This window comes from Pseudoalteromonas sp. GutCa3, assembly GCF_002836155.1.
In the GTDB taxonomy this organism is placed as follows: domain Bacteria; phylum Pseudomonadota; class Gammaproteobacteria; order Enterobacterales; family Alteromonadaceae; genus Pseudoalteromonas; species Pseudoalteromonas arctica.
The window spans coordinates 14396-33281 of the sequence record NZ_PJBK01000083.1; the positions used below are offsets into that span (position 1 = coordinate 14396).

Below are 18886 nucleotides of genomic sequence, written 5' to 3' on the forward strand. Positions count from 1 at the left end.
TATTATCGAAAATATAAAATTGAAGAATTTGAGGATCAAAAAAGGCGGTAAAACCGCCTTTTTAATGTGATCTAATGTTTAACTATTATTACAGCTTGTAGCTTAAACCTAAGAATAAACGTGGGCCGTAGTCATTCACTTCACCTAAGTTACCTTCAACAAAGAAGTCTTGTGATTTAGGTGCGCTGAACAAGTTAATTGCTTCTGCTTTAACTCTAAAGTGCTCATCAATTTTGTATGATGCGCGCATTTCCCATACGCCTACGCCATCAACATAACGAAGTCGAGTACCATTTGTAGTATATGGTTGGAAATACTCACTACGATATTTGTAAATAACAGCAGTATCAAATCCACCAATTTGGTAGTACAGCTGGCTGCTAAATACATGCTTTGAGAAACCAGGTACTGAAGCCGACTCAATAATACCGTCAGTTAACTGTGTAGTATTACCATCTACGTCAGTCTCAAACGTATCGCCGTATAAGCTATCTTGGAACTCAAAATCAGTGTCTGCATAGTTGTAACCAAATTTCATACCGATGCCATTATCCCAGCGGTAAGAAAATGAAGCTTCAAGACCTAATATTTCACTGTCTTCATCTGATGTAACAGAGTTAGTAATTGGTAATGAAACAGTTTCACCGGCAACAGTAAAATCTTCAATTACTGTTTGTTGTTGAAAACCACCGTTGAACTGTTTGTAGTATAAGCTTAACGCTAAGATTGAATCTTCGTTAGGGTACCATTCAAACGCAGCGTCGTAGTTCCACGACATAAGCGGTTGAGTGTCCGGGTTACCAGAGCCATTTACACCCACTAATAAATCGCTGATTGAGGTTGCTGTACCTTCTGTATCTTCTTGGAATGTACGGCTGTAACCTAAATCAGATGGATCTGCACGTGACATACCACGGTATATACCTGCACGGAATAAAATATCTTCACTGTAGTCAATAACTAGGTTAAAACTTGGTAAATACTTCGTGTAGTCACCACCGCTTTTTATTTTATCCAATGAACCATTATCAGATTCAACCAGAGAAAGTACACCGGTGTCGCTTGTTACTACGTCAAAGCTATTTCTAAAACCAATCGAAGTTACTTCTGTGTCTACAATACGAAGACCAAAGTTACCGCGAATGAATTTACCAAACATTTCAGTATCGTAGTTAGCCATTAAGTACACTGATGTAGTTTTTTCTGTTACATCAATTGTACCTGCATTTTCATATTCAACTTCTGGGTAAGCAAACACACCATCAGCGTTAGAACCAGCTACAGCTTGTGAGAAACATACGTTGTCGTATGTAGCCCATGATGAACCTGTACCGCTATCTACAACGTTACCGTCACTATCAACATTTGTTACGATATCGCCATCAGATACACTTGATAAAAAGCCTGATTCAGGGAAATCGATTTGACAACCTTGTAATACGTCAAGCGCTTCAGTACCAGAGTCTAGTGTAAATTCGTTTCTTGAACCGTTACCTTGGCTACCACCATACTGTAGGAAGGTCATTTCAGATGTTCTAATACCACCTTGAATACTGGTGAAAACATTGCCATCTAAGGTATAGTCAAAATCTAGTCGCGCTGAGATAACTTCGTTTTCACGAACATTTTCACGGTCAAGTCGTGTTCTTAGGCTATCTGTAAAGTTTGAAATATCTGTTACGTCAAAATCTGTCAGTGTGAAATGAGGGATCTCATCGCCCATATCCCAAGAAAAGAAATTACGACCTGATGTTCTACCACGGTTAGATATTTGAAGTTCTTCACGTTCAGTTTTTGAATACGCTAAATCTAAGTCAACAGTTAGTCTATCAGTAACTGTATGTTCTATATTTATACCGTAACCTTGGTAGTTTTCTTCACGAGAAAATTGCTCACCCGCTGATTCAATACGCTCTTCACCTTCCCAATGTAAAATACCGCCTACATCATTAGTAACAAGTGTTGGACCTGTTACGCCAGGTGTTGCACGTTTTTGTAAAAAGATTAAATCGTGGCGTGCTTCTTTTTGTGTTCTATCTGATATTTGTGCATCAAAGTTAACATCCCAATCAGCTGACGGTTGGTATTGCAGTGCAAAAAACATTGCATCACGTTCATCTGATGTCTCATTTTGACGGTAGCTTCGGCTGCTGCCAGTCCAAGCGTAAGGAGTACCATCACTTACTGCTTTACCTGTTTCAGGATCAATTTCTGTATCGTAACCTTGGTTGCTACTGCCACTAACTTGGTCTTCACAGTCGCCTGCGCTGCTACGATAAAAACCTTCATTGGTATTATTAGGATCGTTTAAACACGCCCATAATGAAGAACCTGATGGGCTAGAGCTTCTGTATTCAGCTTCTGGTTGGCTGATATCTTGGCGCTGTACACCAAAAGACACACCAACGGCTTGGCCGTTATCAAATTCAAACTGGTCAACATAACTAAACGTGCCACGGTAACCCGCGTCACTTTGCAGTGAGTTATCTACATTACCTTCATCAGGGTTGTAGTTTAATTTAACTTCAGCTGATACACGTTGCTTGCCAAAATCAAGTGGAGTTATAGTTTCAAGTGCAATAACACCTGCAACACCACCTTCAATCATTGACGCATCTTGCGTTTTATAAATTGCTACTTTTTTTACAAGTTCAGACGGAAACTGCGAAAAGTTAACTGAGCGGTCACCACTACCATTAGTCGCTTCACGACCATTGATATGCGTTGCACTTAAAAATGGACCAAGACCACGAATAGTGATTTCTGTTGCACCACCGTTTTCACGGTGAGATGCAGCACCTGTAATTGATTCCAGTGCTTCACCGATTGACAGTGCTGGTAAATCACCAATATCTTCAGATGACAGGCCATCAACTACCGTTGTTGCTTCACGTTTAATTGCTATTTGGTCTTGAATCGTTCTACGTGTACCTGTAACACTAATTATTTCAACGTCTTCTTCAACTTCTGTCGCTTTTCCCTGATCTTCCTGTGCGCTTGCTGTAAATACGCAAGAACTTGCCATACCTGCGATGACCGCTGTTCTTACCCATTTTGCAACTGGGCGCATTGCAAACTGCCCTGTTGTAGAATTATTGTTATCTCGTGACTTCAACGACATTTGAATTCTCCGCTGGTTGTTGTTGTGTGATTTTAGTGTGTTAGCTTGTTATGCTTATGTATATTTTATGTGACCTTTGACGTTAATATACTTAAACGCAGCACGATGATCAACCAATTTGACGTTTTAATATTACCATAAGGTATACCAATTTTAACTTAGCGGCATTACCAGTAGGTCAGGCAGATTTTTTACTAGAATATAAACCGCTCTAAACTAGTTTATAAATGGGTAATGTAGGTTGAGAAAAGTGTGGTGATTATTAATGAATAATAAAAAAGCCCCAAATTTGGGGCTTTTAAAAGTTAACTGATTAATTGGTTATTTAATCGTTTTGTATTTTCCATGTAGATCCAACACCGACTTCAGATGACTGAATATAATGAAGACCTTTAGCACCTGCCTCTGCCTGAAGGCCTGCAGGGTCGGTTTCTAATAACGTACTTGTTGCTGTAACGTACTCAAGTACTTCTTTGCCATTAGTTGCTGGGTCTTGGTCAATTGCACCATCAGTATCGAATGCGCCATTACCATTTAGTTTTCTAATTTCAACCCAGTCACCGCTTGCATCGCCTGATACTCGACTATCCATATAACCAAAGTTGTTACTTAGCACCGAACTATCATGATTAATTAAGTCACAGTCATATTCAAAAGCATGGTCACTTTCAAGTGTATTTGGGTAAAATAAGCCTTGAGTTGTAGCACTGCTATTTATTGTGTCTTCGTCTGTTTGATCACCTAAACCATTAGCGATTAAATTACCATTAAAGGTTATTTTAAATGCGTTTTTAGTTAAACCATAAAGCACTGGTGCATCAGCGGCTGTTAGATCATCACAGTCACTAACGGGGGCACGCGAACCTATTTCAGTACTAAATACGATAGGCTGCTGTGAGTTCAAAACCGTATTATTTGTTACATTTAGTGTAAAGTCGCCAGCCGCATCAAGTACAGCTTGGTTACCCGAGTTTGGCACACCGCCGTCAGCTTGCGAAAATGGATTTGCCGTAAATACAATACCGCCCGCTTCTTTATTACCAGAACGAATACCTGCAATGTAGTTGTTACTCACGGTGTGACCAAGTGGCGTAATCATCACGCCTGCAGGTCTATCGCTTGAGCTTGCAATATCTGTAGTACGAATAATAATGTTGTCTGTAACACTATTAAATCCACCATCTTCTAATGAAATACCCCCATTAGGATTTACGATTGTATTGCCTTTGATGGTTGCACCAGAAGTTTGTACACGCATTAAACGACGACCCGTTACAAAGTTTTCTACGCGGTTATACTGAATAGTAAAGTTTGCGTTATCAGCTGCACCGCTACCCGTTGTACTACCTGCATTGATTAAGTATAAACTTGATTGATCAAAGTTTGGATTATCACTGTCACTAAATAAATTATATTGAATAACGTGATCAGAGCTTGATGATGATATTTTTATCACAGACCCTTTTTCTGCTACATTTCGATTAGAGAATGTATTTCGCTCAACCAACGCACTTTGACCTTTTATCATCAGCCAATGGTATTCAGAGTTATTGAGTGTAGCTTCTTCTCCATCCATCGTGTTTTGCGAAAAAGTAAAGTTATCCCCTTCTGAGTAAATAACAGCACCTTCTTCGGTTTCACAAAATGCACCCGCTTTAGTATCTATATTCTTAAAGGTAAGCCCTGTTAATCCAGCGCCATCTACTCCAGCAGCTACATGCACACATACTTCACCGCTAAGTACAGGAGTTTGACCTTCTACAGCGCGAAGCGTTACTGCACTGGTTAATAAAACTGCGTCCATATCAGCATAAACACCGGTGTTTAAGCCAATAACATCACCATCAGCTAAACCGCCACTTATAGCACCAAGGAGTGCTTCAGGGTTACTAACTAATTGTGTGTAAACTAATGTATCAAGTGAGTTTGTAACCTCACTCGCAAAACCATCGTTATCTGTATACGTAGCTTTTACCGACATTATTGAGCCAGCGTAAGCAGAAGGTGTAAATGTTTTACTATTACTGTCGGCTACTTCAACGCCATCAGCAGACCAAGTATAAGTAACGTTTGCCTCTTCAACACCGTTGTTATCAGTTATCTCAGCGGTTAACTCGCCACTTGTCAAATAAGGCGCTACGCCCATAATGGCGACGCTACCGGCTTCGTCAACCGCAACAGCAGAAACAGCAATTGTTTCCTCTGATGTATTATCCTCGATAAATCCATTATCATCTGTGTAAGCAACTTGAACACTTATCTTTTGACCTAAAAGTGATGCATCAACTGTAAAGGTGCTTTGTGTTGCGCCATCTATCTCTTGTGCGTCAGCAAGCCATTGGTAAGTAATATCTCCTGTTGCCCCGTCGGTATCAGCAACTTCTGCGGTTAATATATTACCAACGGTTGGCGTGCCACTAATTGTAACTTCGCCTTCTGAGTTTGTTCGTGCTACAACCTCTGTACCCGTTGAAGTCACAGACTCGTTAAACCCACGGCTATCTTCAAAAGATGCACTAACTGTTATAACTGTACCAAACTGTGCGTCTGTTAACGTAAGCGTTGAAAGTGCTTCATCTGCAATCTCTACGTCATCAGCAAACCATTTATAAGTTACTGTATCGCCATCAAAGCCATTTTCGTCAGCTACATTGGCTGTTAGTTGCGAACCAACTAGAGCGTCGCCCGTAATAGTTAAACTTGCAGGGAATGCGATTGCGGCAACATCTGCGGTTGGATCTGTAATATGCGATTCATTAATACCGCCATCATCGGTATAAAGCCCTTGAACTGTAATTGGTAACCCTATCTGATCGTCAGTCAATGTAAACGAAGCGCTATTTGCACCTGTAATTGCCTCACCATCTGCATACCAATAGTAAGTCACGTCACCTGAGATACCATCAGGGTCACTAACTTCAGCTGTTAATGTTTGTCCGCTTGTAACAGTTCCACTAAGAGCAATAGAGCCCAAGTTGTTGTCATTGTTGTTTGAGTTTGTGTCACAACCAACTATTGCAGCTGCAATAGCGCATAGCGCAAAATGTTTTAATTTCATGGTGGCTCTATTCTCCAAATTTATGGTTTTAATATTTGGTTATCTATTGTGTGTGTTACCAAATAAATCATGCGTTTATTACCAAATTCATTTAAATTGCAAATAAATTGTTAACCAACTTGGTAATATAACCATAATAAAATAACTTTTTCCACTATCCCCACCTAATTAAATAACAATAAATAAACATAAAGTTAACCCTGCACTGTTGTCCCAGGTCAAAAATTGAATTCAATCATGCACAATTACTGCGAAAATACATAACCTTAGAGTAAAAAATTGGTTTTACATGGGGTTAAGTAAATCAGATTTATTTAATATATATGAAGTATTCTTATTTGAAGACTATAAGAAAATTAAGAAATGAAGTGAGTTTGTATAAAAAGGATTATTTACAGAGAGAATGAAAAATAAGGGTAAAAAAGGGGCTATTTTCTTGCCCCTTTTTTATTAAGTACTGGTTTATAAAATAGCGTTATTATAAAACTCTACAGGCTCATTTGAGCCCAAAGCAACAGGCACACGTTGATGCAAGCTAGTTGGCGCAATATCTAAAATACGCGTTCCTCTAGAGGTTGCTTTACCACCTGCGTTTTCAACTAAAAGCGCTAACGGGTTTGCTTCATAAAGCAGTCTTATTTTTCCGTTATCGTTACCACTGCGTTTATCTTGCGGATACAAAAATAACCCGCCTCGGCATAATATACGATGAACGTCGCCTACCATCGCTGCATTCCAACGCATTGAGCTTTTTTCAAAGCTTTCACAGGTGTAAAGCAATTTATCAAAATACACTTGTGTCGGTTCGTCCCAATAACGGTAGTTAGCCATATTAACGGCAAATTCACGACTCTGCTCTGGCACACTTAACTGCTTATTTGTCAGTAGATAACCGCCATGCGTTGAGTCTAATGTATAACAACGCGTTGGACCGCCAGTACTCATTACAAGTAATGATGAAGGGCCGTATAACACATAGCCTGCACATACTTGATTTACACCAGGCTGACTAAATTGCTCGTCGCTGTCGAAGGCAACATCATCACGGGCTAAGTAAATAGTAAATATAGTGCCTATTTGCCCATTAACATCAATATTAGAAGAGCCATCTAGTGGGTCAAAAGCAACAATAAACTTACCTTCAGGGTGGCCACCTACCGCATGATCTTCTTCCTCTGATGCAACTGATCGAACGCTGCTGTCGTCAAGTAGTATGTCTTTAAGTAGTTGGTTTGCGATTACATCTAGCTTTTTTTGAACTTCACCTTGGATGTTTTCATTCAATGTTGAACCTAAAACACCGGCTAATTCACCTTGGCTTACTCGAAAAGCAATTTCTTTACTGGTCGCTAAAATTGTGCGAATAAGTAAAATAAGATCGGTATCTACACCGTCTTCTTTTAATACTGTATTTAGTCTTTTCATGCGCTATACCTATTTACACAATTTAGATCGTCAAAGCATTGCTCTAGTCTTGCAACCATACTTTGCTCTGAATGACGCAACCATACGCGAGGGTCATAGTATTTTTTGTTTGGCTTATCATCCCCATCAGGGTTACCAATTTGCTCTTGTAGGTATGCTTGGTTATCTTTGTAGTAGTCTAAAATACCTGTCCAACACGCCCACTGCGTATCGGTATCAATATTCATTTTAACTACACCATAGGTTAAAGACTCTGCAATTTTATCGTACTCAGAACCACTACCACCATGAAACACAAAGTTAATTGAGTTGCTTGGTAGATTAAATTTTTCTGATACGTAAGCTTGTGAATCTTTTAAAATAGTTGGTGTAAGAACAACGTTTCCTGGCTTATATACACCGTGAACATTGCCAAAAGACGCTGCAATTATAAAGTTAGGGCTAATACGACTTAAACGTTCGTAAGCAAATGCAACATCTTCAGGCTGAGTGTATAAAGAAGAGCTGTCTAGGTGTGAGTTATCAACACCGTCTTCTTCGCCGCCCGTGCAGCCAAGCTCAATTTCAAGCGTCATACCTATTTTTGCCATACGCGTTAAGTAACGTTCACAAATTTCGATATTTTCTTCTAAAGACTCTTCTGACAAATCAATCATATGCGAGCTAAACAGTGGTTTGCCAGTCAGTTCAAAGTGTCTTTCACCTTCATCAAGCAAACCATCAATCCAAGGTAGTAGCTTTTTAGCTGCGTGATCAGTATGAAGCATCACTGCTACTTCATAATGTGCTGCCACTGAATGTACATATCTTGCAGCACTTACCGCCCCAAGCACTGCTGATTGTTGCTCTGGTAAAGATAAGCTTTTACCACAAAAAAATTGAGCTCCACCATTAGAAAGCTGAATAATAACGGGCGAGTTTTTCTTTTTAGCAGCTTCTAGCGTCGCATTTATAGATGTTGTACTAACAACATTTACCGCTGGCAACGCATATTGATTAGTACGCGCATGTTCATACACAGCACTTACTTCATCGCCAACGATTACGCCTGGCAGTATTGTTGGGGCTAAATAATTCATTTATGAAATCCTTTCTATTTTAAAGCCTGGATACAAGAATCAGTAATTGCTTGCCAATTTTCTTGTTCAACCCACTCTTTTTTCGCTATCCAAGTACCGCCAACGGCGAATACATTATTTAAAGAAAGATAGTCCATTTTGTTACTTTCGCTAACGCCGCCTGTAGGGCAAAAGCTGACTGCTCTAAATACTGACGACACAGCTGATACAAAAGGTGCTCCTCCGGCAAGCGAAGCCGGGAATAATTTTTGCTCTTCAAAGCCATATTCAAGTGCCATTAAAATATCACCTGTGTTTGATACACCAGGAAGTACCGGCACATTACATTTAGCAAGAGCAGTAAGTAGCGCAGGAGACACCGCTGGCGTTACAATAAAGTCAGAACCCGCTTCAAGTGCTTGCTCTAAAATGTCAGTATTTATGACTGTACCCGCACCGACTTTTAGCTCTGGCACTTGTGCCTTAATAGCTTTTAATGCTTCTAAAGAAGCCTCTGTTCTTAGTACTACTTCAACTAAAGTAAGGCCAGCGTTAGCCATAGCTTTCGCTATTTGAACACCTTGCTCTGGCGTATCAGCTTGAATTATAGGTAGCAGTGTTTGTCCTGACATAAGTTCAGAAAAGCGAGTCATAACGTTGTTCCTTTATAAAAAGTAATGCGGCCGAGGTATGGCGGCCTTTAATGTTTAATTATTTTGTTATACCAATTGCATTAAATTAATGAGCTATTATAGCGACAAGAAAATAGCTCAATAACAAGGCTAAAATTATGATACATAGTTGTTCTATATAAATAATTTTTAACGTAGTTAGTGAGTTATTTAATACGCTAAGGTGATCATGTTTTTAATAAAATTGGTATCAGATACCAGCTTCAACCATTGCTAGCTGAAATATATCTTTTGGAGCAATAGCGCCAGGCTGTTGTATAACAGCACCTGCTGCTTTTGCAGCAAGTTGTACAGCACTTGAAATTGGTTTATCAGATAAACGAGCACCTAAATAAACACCGTTAAAGGCATCGCCTGCGGATGTAGTATCTACAACATTTGTTACCGGTATTATGGTGTGGCTTTGAAGGGTATCGCCCTCTTTTGTCACTACCGATTCAGGGCCATTTTTAACAACAATTTCTTCAATTTGGTAAGGTTTTAAATATTCAACAACCGCTTCTACGCTATGAACGTCATAAAGTGTTGTTAAATCTTCAACGCCAGGTAGGGTAATATCTGCAAGCGTAAAGGCTAAATGATATTGCTCTTTAGTTTCCTCTACACTATTCCACAAACGCGCTCTGTAGTTAGGATCAAAAACTATTTTAACCCCAGCATCTTTGAGCTGCTTTACAACTTTCCAAAAATGCTCACGTGCACTTTCTTCAATTATTGCTAATGAAATTCCTGAAAAGAAAAACATATCACCTTGGCTAAGCTGCTCGAGTGCATCAGCATCTAAAAAATCAACAACCTTTTTAGCTGCAGAATCATTACGCCAATAAATAAAGCTACGCTCACCATGCTCATCGGTTTCTATGTAATACATGCCAGGTACTTTGGTATCGTGAGCAAATACGAGTTGTGTATTTATTTGTTCACTTTCAAAGCGTTCTAGCATTTTTTTACTTAAATTATCTTGACCTAAAGCCGTAACAACCGAAGTAGTAACCTGCGGGAAGCAACGTTTTAAATACACTGCAGAATTATAAACATCGCCTGCAAATGATTGGTGTAGTGTGGCTGCGCTCATAGCTCTAAGCTCGACCATGCATTCACCGATAAAGTAAATATTTTTCATCTTGGAAGTTACCCTATGTAGTTAACTGCTATGCGCTTATACAAAACATGTTGGCATAGCAGTTATTATCTAGATTATTGAGGCTTTTTAAGAGGTTCTATTTTTGGAATTAAAATCCAAACAGCTGCCATTGCTATAATGGCTAAAGAAGCACCAATAACAAATGCTGGCGTATAGTTACCATCAGCAGTAAGAATAGGCACAAGCGATGTAAGGCCTACAGCACCAAGTTTTGCCGCCATACCAGAGAAACCTGATAATGTACCTACAGCTTTTTTGCCTAACAAATCACTTGGTAGTGTTTGCACGTTACCAATTGCAGTTTGAAAACCAAATAATATAACAGCCATAATTAGTACCGCTGTCGTTGGTCCGCCTGGATTTGCCATTGCAAGTAACGCAGGTAACATAATTAAACAGCCCAGCGTTATAGTTAGCTTACGTGTTTTATCTGTATTCCAACCGGCTTTGAGTCGGTTTTGAGCTAATAAGCCACCAAACCAAGCACCAAACATAGCGCCAACATAAGGTACCCAACCATATATACCAATAGACTTAACATCCATGCCGTATACTTCGTTTAGGTAAATAGGTATCCAAAAAACAAATAACCACCAAATAGGGTCAATCGCAGCAGAGGCAATAATTACACCCCAGCTTTGCTTACGAGAAAGTAACTCAGCAGTTGAAGGGTTATATTCTTCTTCGTCTTCGCCTGTTACATCGCCATTATCATCAACACGTCTTTGACCTGTTAAGATATATTCACGCTCTTGTGCAGTAAGCCAAGGATGAGAGTTAGGCGGCGCTTTAACCAAAATTAACCAAGGCACTAACCAAAGAAAACCTAATACGCCCACAAAAACAAACACCATTTGCCAGCTAAAGTAGATAGTTAAATAAGCAATTAAAGGAATAGCAATAATACCGCCAATAGCAGCGCCAGAGTTAAAAATACCCTGTGCTAAGGCACGCTCTTTAGTAGGAAACCATTCAGCATTACCTTTAGCTGCGCCCGGCCAGTTACCGGCTTCTGCTACACCTAAGATTGCGCGAAAAATACTAAGGCTAAGTACACCTTGTGCAAATGCATGTGCAACGGTTGCAATAGACCAAACACCTATCGATAAAACAAAACCGAAGCGTGTGCCTACCCAGTCAAATATTTTACCAAATATGGCTTGACCAAATGCATAAGCAAATACAAACACAATTGAAATATTAGCGTATATTTGTTTGCGTTCTAGCGCTGATTCATCAGGAAATAAATCTTCAACAATGTCCGGCCAAAGCACACTAAGTGCTTGACGGTCGATATAGTTAATAATGGTAGCTAGCGCAATTAGCGCTATAACCCACCAACGTAAGCCTTTAAGTTGCATAATTAATCCTCAAGAAAGTCTTCACGCGCTGGGCTAAAAGTATCAATCAGGATTCCGCCTGTTGGGCAGGTAGCTCCATGATCTGCAAATGGTGGGATTAAGCAGCTATCACCCGGTTTTAAGATTTTAGTTACGCCATCAATGTTAAAGTGGAACTCACCTTCAACAACATACGTTACTTGAGAATGTCTGTGAGCATGGTTATAACCAATAGCCCCTTTCTCAAACCAAATTTTAACAGCCATTAGCTCTTCGTTATAACCTAGCATTTGACGTTTTAGACCATTTCCTAAATCTTCAATTTCGGTCTCGTTGCCAAATGAAAAGTTTGCGCTTTGCTTTTGCATCCTATTTACTCCTGATTATTGTTCATCATATAAACGCCTAATCGGCCATTTAAAGTGAACTCTTTATTTTGATAATTGAATGTATTTTTAGCTGAGGTTGGTGCTTTATTAATAGCCACTAAATATGACTTGCCTTTAATATCAAGTTCAACAAGTGTTAAATCGCCCTGCTGACTATATTCAAGCTTTGTAACTCTACTAACAGCTTCTAACGTATATTCTTTACTTGGATTGTATTCACCGTGAGGCTCTAATACAGATATAAATTTATGATGCTTTTGACCCTCAACACGACGAATAAAACCGTTTTCGTTGCGTAAGTTAAAATCAGGGTCGTTTGCGCCTATTTGAGTAAACAAGAAAGACTCATCACCTTTAACCAAACTCGTTTGAGTATAAAAGCGACCATTTTCGTTTAACCACGTTACTTTAGCTAAACCACTTTGAGGTTGCGCTTGAGCTTTAAGCCATAGATGCTGGTAGCCATTTTTAGTACCTAATGCAGACAGTTGTGTTGCATTCGCTTTTAGCTCAAAGCTGGTATCTATAAGCTGACCTTTATAATGCAAAGGCAAATCAAGCTGATGCGCTTTATTTGCAGCAACATCAAATATATCAAGTGCAACTGTGCTTTCAAGCTCTGGTAAGTTAATAAGTGCAAGCGTACGTTCAAGATCAACGCCTTTATAAGCTGTGCTTATTTCGCCGCTTGAAACCGTGCCGTATTCATTCGTTTCGAAAAAGTTAAGTGTAGGGTAATTACTATTTCCTACTTCAACATTTGCATTAAAATGCGTTGTTTCGTCAACCACTACCGTATTGTGCGCAACAGTGTGTTTAGCGTAAGTTTCGTTTTCAGGTAAATAACGACCGCCGTATTTAGCTTCTACATTTAAAAAACGTGCTGCGCCATAATCAGATACAATTTCATTACCGTGGTCGTAAAATTGCCATGTTAGTTTATCAAAATGACCGTGACCTAAGCCTTGTGCAGCAGGTTTAAATAGTAGAGCTTGATCGCCACCTACCTGCGTTCTCATTACAACTAAAGCACCTTGTTTACCGTCATTACCATCGCCGAAGGCAACAGATTTAAACGAATAAGGTTTTGCCATGTTGTTATCAAGTGCTTGAGCTACTTTTAGCCCATCACCAGAGAGAATTATTTGGTCTTGTTGCTTAGCAATATCAAGGTAGCCTGCGTCGTTAGTTAATCCATACGCTGCAGTTACACCATTAACTAACTCAATAGTATCGATACCTTTACTTTTTATTGCATCGTTAATTGGGAAAAACAAACCGTTGTAGCTAAGTTGAATCGTCGTATCAATCGCTTTTAATAATATGCCATCGCGATATTCGAAGATTTTTCGTTGTGGTTCGTTGTTTTCAATCGCTTTAGCAAACGTTACAAAGGGTAATAGTGCAAAGCGTTGATAGTAAGGACCTTCGTTATAGTAACCTTGTGGTGAAAACAGCATTTCTAGCTGCTTAATAAAGCCACCTTTACCCGACTTTTCTAAATCGTATAATGATTTTTCTACCCACTCAGGTTCACCTAATACATACCCTGCCATGCCAACACCCGCTGTTGCCCATGTTCCATGGTTATGTACTTTATTAAATGTAGAGGGTTGGCCTACTGATGTGAACAACGAAACAGGACGTAGTAAGTCATCCTCGATTGTTTTAATGTTATCGGCATTTAACGAGTCATGAATTAGATCATAAGCTTGTATTGTGTACACAAGCCACATTGCTTCATTTAGGCTTTGCCAAAAAAACTTACCTGGATTTTGCGAGTCCATTTTACGTTTTGGATGCAGACCAAGCGTTGGGTATAATTTTGCATACTCAAGCAACATATCACGCACGTAATTTGCATATTTATCATCTTGGCTTAGTTGATAAATGATGCCTGCGTTATACATAAGCTGATAATTTTTTTTGTGGCGTTCATGTGTATAACCACCACCACCATCTTTTGGTACAGGTACCGCAATTGGTTGAGCTATTTGTTCGTCTACTTGCGCTTTTAATAGCTCAAACGCAGTAGAAAATTTACCTTCGCTGCCTATTGCTTGACGCATATGACTTACGTCATCAGTAGTAATTACTAAGTTTGGGTGCGCTGCATGCGCACCCAATGATGTAAGTAATGTAAGTGCTGCTACAGCCGCTATTTTAAAACCTGTTTGGCATTTTAATAAGTACATAGTATTTACCCTGCCTTATTTAAAATGTTGTTATTTTTTAATACTGCTGTATGTGGGCCTTTAACTCTTAGTTCTTTAACACTTGGTGCTTTAGTTACATCAAATGTATTATCTGAGATTTCAGTTTTAGGCTCGCCTACTGTGTGCTCTACAACAATAGGAGCAGATTTAACAAATTTATTATCTTTGATATTAGTAACCTGAACACCGTGAACATAAATGCTCGCTTGCTCTTTGTTACGCTTACCAAGGCCGACGTTATTAAGCGTGTTATTTGTCATTTCAAAATGAGGGCCAAATGTACTTTCATCAGTACCACCACGGTAAAGCTTAAGTACACCACCTTGCACATCATTAAATGTATTATTATTTACAATAACGTATTCCGCGTTATAAACACCTAAGTCTTCAATTTCAGTATTTAGACGTAAAATGTCACCTGTTACTGTATTAAAGGTATTACCTGTAACAATAATTTCGTCAGCCATTGCACCTTTACCAGTGATAAAGAAATGGAATGAATGATTAATATCTAAAGCATTTAACTCTGAGTTGGTCATTACAAAGCGGTAATTATCAACCATACCCCATTTTTGCGTACGAACAATGCTGTTACCTATTGCATCTGGCGCGTTTTCACCTGAAATAGATAAACCATCTAGTTTTAAGCTGCCGCCATCATGTATTTCAAACAAGGTAGAGCGTTGAAAAGTAAGTTTAGACTTTGTGTTCTGCTTTGCTTTAATTGTCAACGTTTTATCAATTTTAACCAGTTTAGAAACATCATACTGGCCAGGCGCTAGTTCTAGAACATCGCCCGACTCGGCATTATCAATAGCGTCTAGTAATGCACTTACATCAGCTTTAACAGAATGTGTCTTACCAGAATCAAAATCAACTAAAGCAGGTACTTTTGCATACCAGCTAACACCGGTATCTTCTTTTTTAAGTACTTTTAAATCGCGCTTTGCACCTACATTTAAACTTTTAGATGTTGGGTAAAGTAGACCATTACTTGCTTTTTTAAGCGTGATTTTTTCTTTTTTTACACCGTACGTTAGCTCAGAAAGTACTTTTGTATCAGCAATGTTGTTACTTAGTACCAGCCCGCTTACATCATCAAATGTTGTAAATGGCTGTTCACCATCTTGATTTATGATTAAGTTGTTTTTCATTACGCTATCTTTAGGTGCAGCGCTACGCTCAGCATCGCTACCAGCGGCAAGTTGAATATGACGCACATTTATAAATGTGTTGTTTTCAATTGTCGCATTTTCAACTTGGTGATAACGATTTATAGATGAATTTGGTACGCCGTTCATCACAGTAAAACCACTGCCAAAACGATACCCTGTTAGACCTTGTAGGTAGTTATTTCTTACAATTTGGTCTTTATTGATAACGCGAATACCACCTGTGTGGTCAACACCATTACCAATAAAAATATTTTCTTCTATAAGGTTACCGTTACCATGGCGCAGCGTTAATGTACCGCGCGCTTCATAAAATACGTTATTACGAAGGATGTTTTTACCTGACTTAACCGACACAATTTCTACTTCACCATTGGTGCGTTCAAAATAGTTATTTTCTACCAATGTATGCGAATCAGTTAATGAGTAATGGCTGGTGCCAATACGTAGGGTTTCACCACCGTTCGAACCAAAAGTTGGACGGTAGCCAAAATAGTTGTTGTCTATGCGGTGATAGTTTTCCTGACTTGCTTGAGTGTTTAAACGAACAGCAACTGTCACACCTTTATTTCGTTTGCCAACTAAATGACTATGATCAAAGCGGTTATGTTGTCCATATAATGCAACCCAATAATCAGACTCTCGTTTGTCTGGATTACTGTAATTATCGATTACTGTTTGAGTAACTCGTGAATTGTAGGCTAATTCATTTTTATTTTTACGAAACTCTATTACAGCTGAGCTCGGTGTGTAGCCGTCTTTAAATACTAAACCTGAGGCTTCAAGGTATTTACCTGCAAGTCTTAGGTTCGATTGACCCGATAAAATTACTTTACCGTTAGTTTCAGCGGTCAATAAAATAGGAGAGTTTTTTGTACCTTGGCCTTCAAGTAGGATTTCGAAGTCAGACCAAGTACCATTTTTAAGTACTACTTTGTCGCCAGCAACTAGATTAGCTGCGATATCATTAAAAGCTTGTTTACTTTCTACAAAATAATCTTTGGCCGCTATTTGTGTGGATATGCAACCGATGAGAACTAGACTAAGCTTTATTGTGTTAATCAAACGCATAGTTAACTCTTTTTCGTTGTGACTGAAAGTAGTGCTTCATCAGAATTTAAAAAAGCTGACATTGCACAAAGACTTTAGTCAATTGGTGTCATGTGTGTTAAAGCGCCTTAAGCCAAAAGCTTAAAGCGCTCAATAAGGTCGAGAAGTATTACTTTTCTAGCTTTTTGAAGTAATCAAAAATTTCAGGAACATTACCTTGACCCATACCAGCGTCAAACGCTGCTTGTAGGTTAGCTGATGAACCTTCAGCGATTTTTGATTCAGTACCTAGGTCTTCTACCATTTGTAGGAAGTAGCCTAAATCTTTGTTTGCATTAGCAATCGAGAAACCAAGGTCGCTAACATTATCAACTGCATAGTTTTTACAAAATTGCATAAACGGTGAGTTAGATGGACCAGTCGACATGATGTCAAAAAGTTGTTGACGGTCAACACCAGCAAGCTCTGCAACTGCAAATGCTTGTGACATAGCACATACTGTAGTCATGCCCATGAAGTTGTTGATAAGCTTAGTTGTATGACCTGCACCTAGCTCGCCAAGATGGAAAACGTTTTCACCTTGATCTTCTAGTACTGGTTTAACTTTATTGAATGTATCAATATCGCCTGCAGCCATGATGTTTAAAAGGCCGTCTTTAGCATGTGCTGGTGTACGACCAAGAGGAGCATCAATCATGCCTGCGCCTTTAGCTGCTAAATCAGCACCAATTTTTTTAGTAGATGATGGAATAGAAGTACCAAAATCAACTAGTACTGCACCTTCTTTAATACCCGCTAGGATACCGTCTTCTGCATAAATGATTTTTTCTACAACGGCAGAAGTTGTAAGACAAAACATAACAATATCTGAACCTTCAGCTAGCTCTTTAGCAGTGCTTGCTGTTTTTGCGCCTCTAGCGACACATGCTGCAACCGCATCTTTGCTAAGGTCCATAACAATTAGCTCATAGCCTTTGTTTTGTAAATTTTCGGCCATGTTGCCGCCCATTAAGCCTAAGCCGATGAAACCGATGACTGGTTTTGACATGAATAACTCCTAAATATGTGGCGCATACTTTTATAAGAACAAGTAAAATCTACTTTAAAATACGCTGTGTCTTTGTTTCAATTTGTAGAGTAACTTTAAGCTTGAGTTATTTATAAATTAACCTGTGCAAAACGTAACTCTGATTAATTACCAATACATTGTATTCACTCAAACCAAGCAACTTACCAATTGGTATGCAAAAACTGTATTACCATACGCCTTTTTTGTCAACCAATAAGTTAACCAAGTAAATCCCATATTTTTACAAATTACATACAAATAAATTTAATATCAATTAAAATCAAACATTTAGATACAACAAACCCAATCAGATATAGGTTAACTTTTGTTGAACAATCAGTAACTTTTTTTATACTAATAGGTTGACCAATAATTGAGTGTTCTTTATTTAAATATGCAAAATTCAATAAAATGGTTCATTAATTGGTAATTTACAGTTGATGTTATTGGTAAAATTATAAAGGCCATACGTGAACAGCTTCCAACTCTAAATGGTTTTGAGGTTGTGATTTGTACGTAACGCCTACATATATGGCTAATACATATAAAAACTACAAAATGCGCTTAATAATAGCGCTTAGTTAAAAATATACTGAACTTTGAAAAAATCACTAAAGGAACTGAATAATGCGTTTATTACATACTATGCTGCGTGTTGCGGATTTAGACAAATCAATTGCTTTTTATACTGAAGTATTAGGTATGAAGGAATTACGCAGAGCTGATAACAGTGAATACAGATACACTCTTGCCTTTATTGGATATGGCGACGAAGCAGATAATACAGTATTAGAGTTAACTTATAACTGGGACGAGGACAGCTACGACTTGGGTAATGCTTATGGCCATATAGCCATTGAATTTGATGATATTTACAAAACATGTGCTGATATTAAAGCAGCCGGTGGTAATGTAAGCCGTGAACCTGGGCCTGTAAAAGGCGGTACTACTGAAATTGCTTTTGTAAAAGACCCTGATGGTTATTCAATAGAACTTATTCAGAAAAAAGATGACATGAGTAAATTTTAAATTACTTAACAACTAGTTCAAGTTATAACAATTTGCTTAATGCCAATCTGCTTATATATGGGGTCTATTTAACGTTAAGAAAATTACGCTAGAACTAGGCAAAAATTTTTGTATCTAGTTGTT

Annotated in this window: 12 protein-coding genes; 1 reads left to right on the top strand and 11 read right to left on the bottom strand. The window is 38.6% G+C overall.

What is annotated here, in order from left to right; all coding sequences use genetic code 11:
- Positions 1 to 88: 88 nt before the first annotated feature.
- The 11 genes from CXF64_RS15420 to CXF64_RS15470 all read right to left on the bottom strand — a co-directional run bounded on the left by CXF64_RS15420 (position 89) and on the right by CXF64_RS15470 (position 17713).
- Complete coding sequence (locus tag CXF64_RS15420; RefSeq protein WP_101217448.1) at positions 89 to 3121, bottom strand: TonB-dependent receptor; 3033 nt, start codon at positions 3119 to 3121, stop codon at positions 89 to 91.
- 325 nt (positions 3122 to 3446) lie between these two features.
- A complete protein-coding gene (locus CXF64_RS15425) occupies positions 3447 to 6179 on the bottom strand; it encodes a poly(beta-D-mannuronate) lyase (RefSeq protein ID WP_101217449.1) in 2733 nt (910 codons plus the stop codon).
- A gap of 462 nt (positions 6180 to 6641) precedes the next feature.
- Positions 6642 to 7604, bottom strand: coding sequence for a class 1 fructose-bisphosphatase (locus tag CXF64_RS15430; protein ID WP_010555334.1), 963 nt, complete (start codon positions 7602 to 7604; stop codon positions 6642 to 6644).
- A complete protein-coding gene (gene fbaA / locus CXF64_RS15435; RefSeq protein ID WP_101217450.1) occupies positions 7601 to 8683 on the bottom strand; it encodes a class II fructose-bisphosphate aldolase in 1083 nt (360 codons plus the stop codon). Before fbaA ends, CXF64_RS15430 begins: the two co-directional genes overlap by 4 nt.
- A gap of 14 nt (positions 8684 to 8697) precedes the next feature.
- Complete coding sequence (gene eda, locus CXF64_RS15440) at positions 8698 to 9315, bottom strand: bifunctional 4-hydroxy-2-oxoglutarate aldolase/2-dehydro-3-deoxy-phosphogluconate aldolase (RefSeq protein ID WP_007585331.1); 618 nt, start codon at positions 9313 to 9315, stop codon at positions 8698 to 8700.
- A gap of 229 nt (positions 9316 to 9544) precedes the next feature.
- The gene (locus CXF64_RS15445) at positions 9545 to 10477 is read right to left on the bottom strand and encodes a sugar kinase (RefSeq protein ID WP_007585330.1); all 933 of its coding nucleotides are present in this window, start codon (positions 10475 to 10477) and stop codon (positions 9545 to 9547) included.
- A gap of 74 nt (positions 10478 to 10551) precedes the next feature.
- Positions 10552 to 11859 (bottom strand): MFS transporter, encoded by a 1308-nt coding sequence (locus tag CXF64_RS15450; RefSeq protein WP_101217451.1) that lies wholly within the window; start codon positions 11857 to 11859, stop codon positions 10552 to 10554.
- 2 nt (positions 11860 to 11861) lie between these two features.
- Positions 11862 to 12206, bottom strand: coding sequence for a cupin domain-containing protein (locus tag CXF64_RS15455; protein ID WP_002962963.1), 345 nt, complete (start codon positions 12204 to 12206; stop codon positions 11862 to 11864).
- A 5-nt stretch (positions 12207 to 12211) separates the two neighbouring features.
- Positions 12212 to 14422 (bottom strand): heparinase II/III domain-containing protein, encoded by a 2211-nt coding sequence (locus CXF64_RS15460; protein WP_101217452.1) that lies wholly within the window; start codon positions 14420 to 14422, stop codon positions 12212 to 12214.
- 5 nt (positions 14423 to 14427) lie between these two features.
- Positions 14428 to 16686 (bottom strand): polysaccharide lyase 6 family protein, encoded by a 2259-nt coding sequence (locus CXF64_RS15465; protein WP_101217453.1) that lies wholly within the window; start codon positions 16684 to 16686, stop codon positions 14428 to 14430.
- A gap of 148 nt (positions 16687 to 16834) precedes the next feature.
- A complete protein-coding gene (locus CXF64_RS15470) occupies positions 16835 to 17713 on the bottom strand; it encodes an NAD(P)-dependent oxidoreductase (protein ID WP_007585320.1) in 879 nt (292 codons plus the stop codon).
- Positions 17714 to 18361: 648 nt separating this feature from the next.
- Here CXF64_RS15470 and gloA point away from each other — a divergent pair.
- Positions 18362 to 18763: a lactoylglutathione lyase gene (gloA, locus tag CXF64_RS15475; RefSeq protein WP_010555329.1), complete on the top strand. Its 402-nt coding sequence runs from the start codon at positions 18362 to 18364 to the stop codon at positions 18761 to 18763.
- The last annotated feature ends 123 nt before the right edge of the window (positions 18764 to 18886 follow it).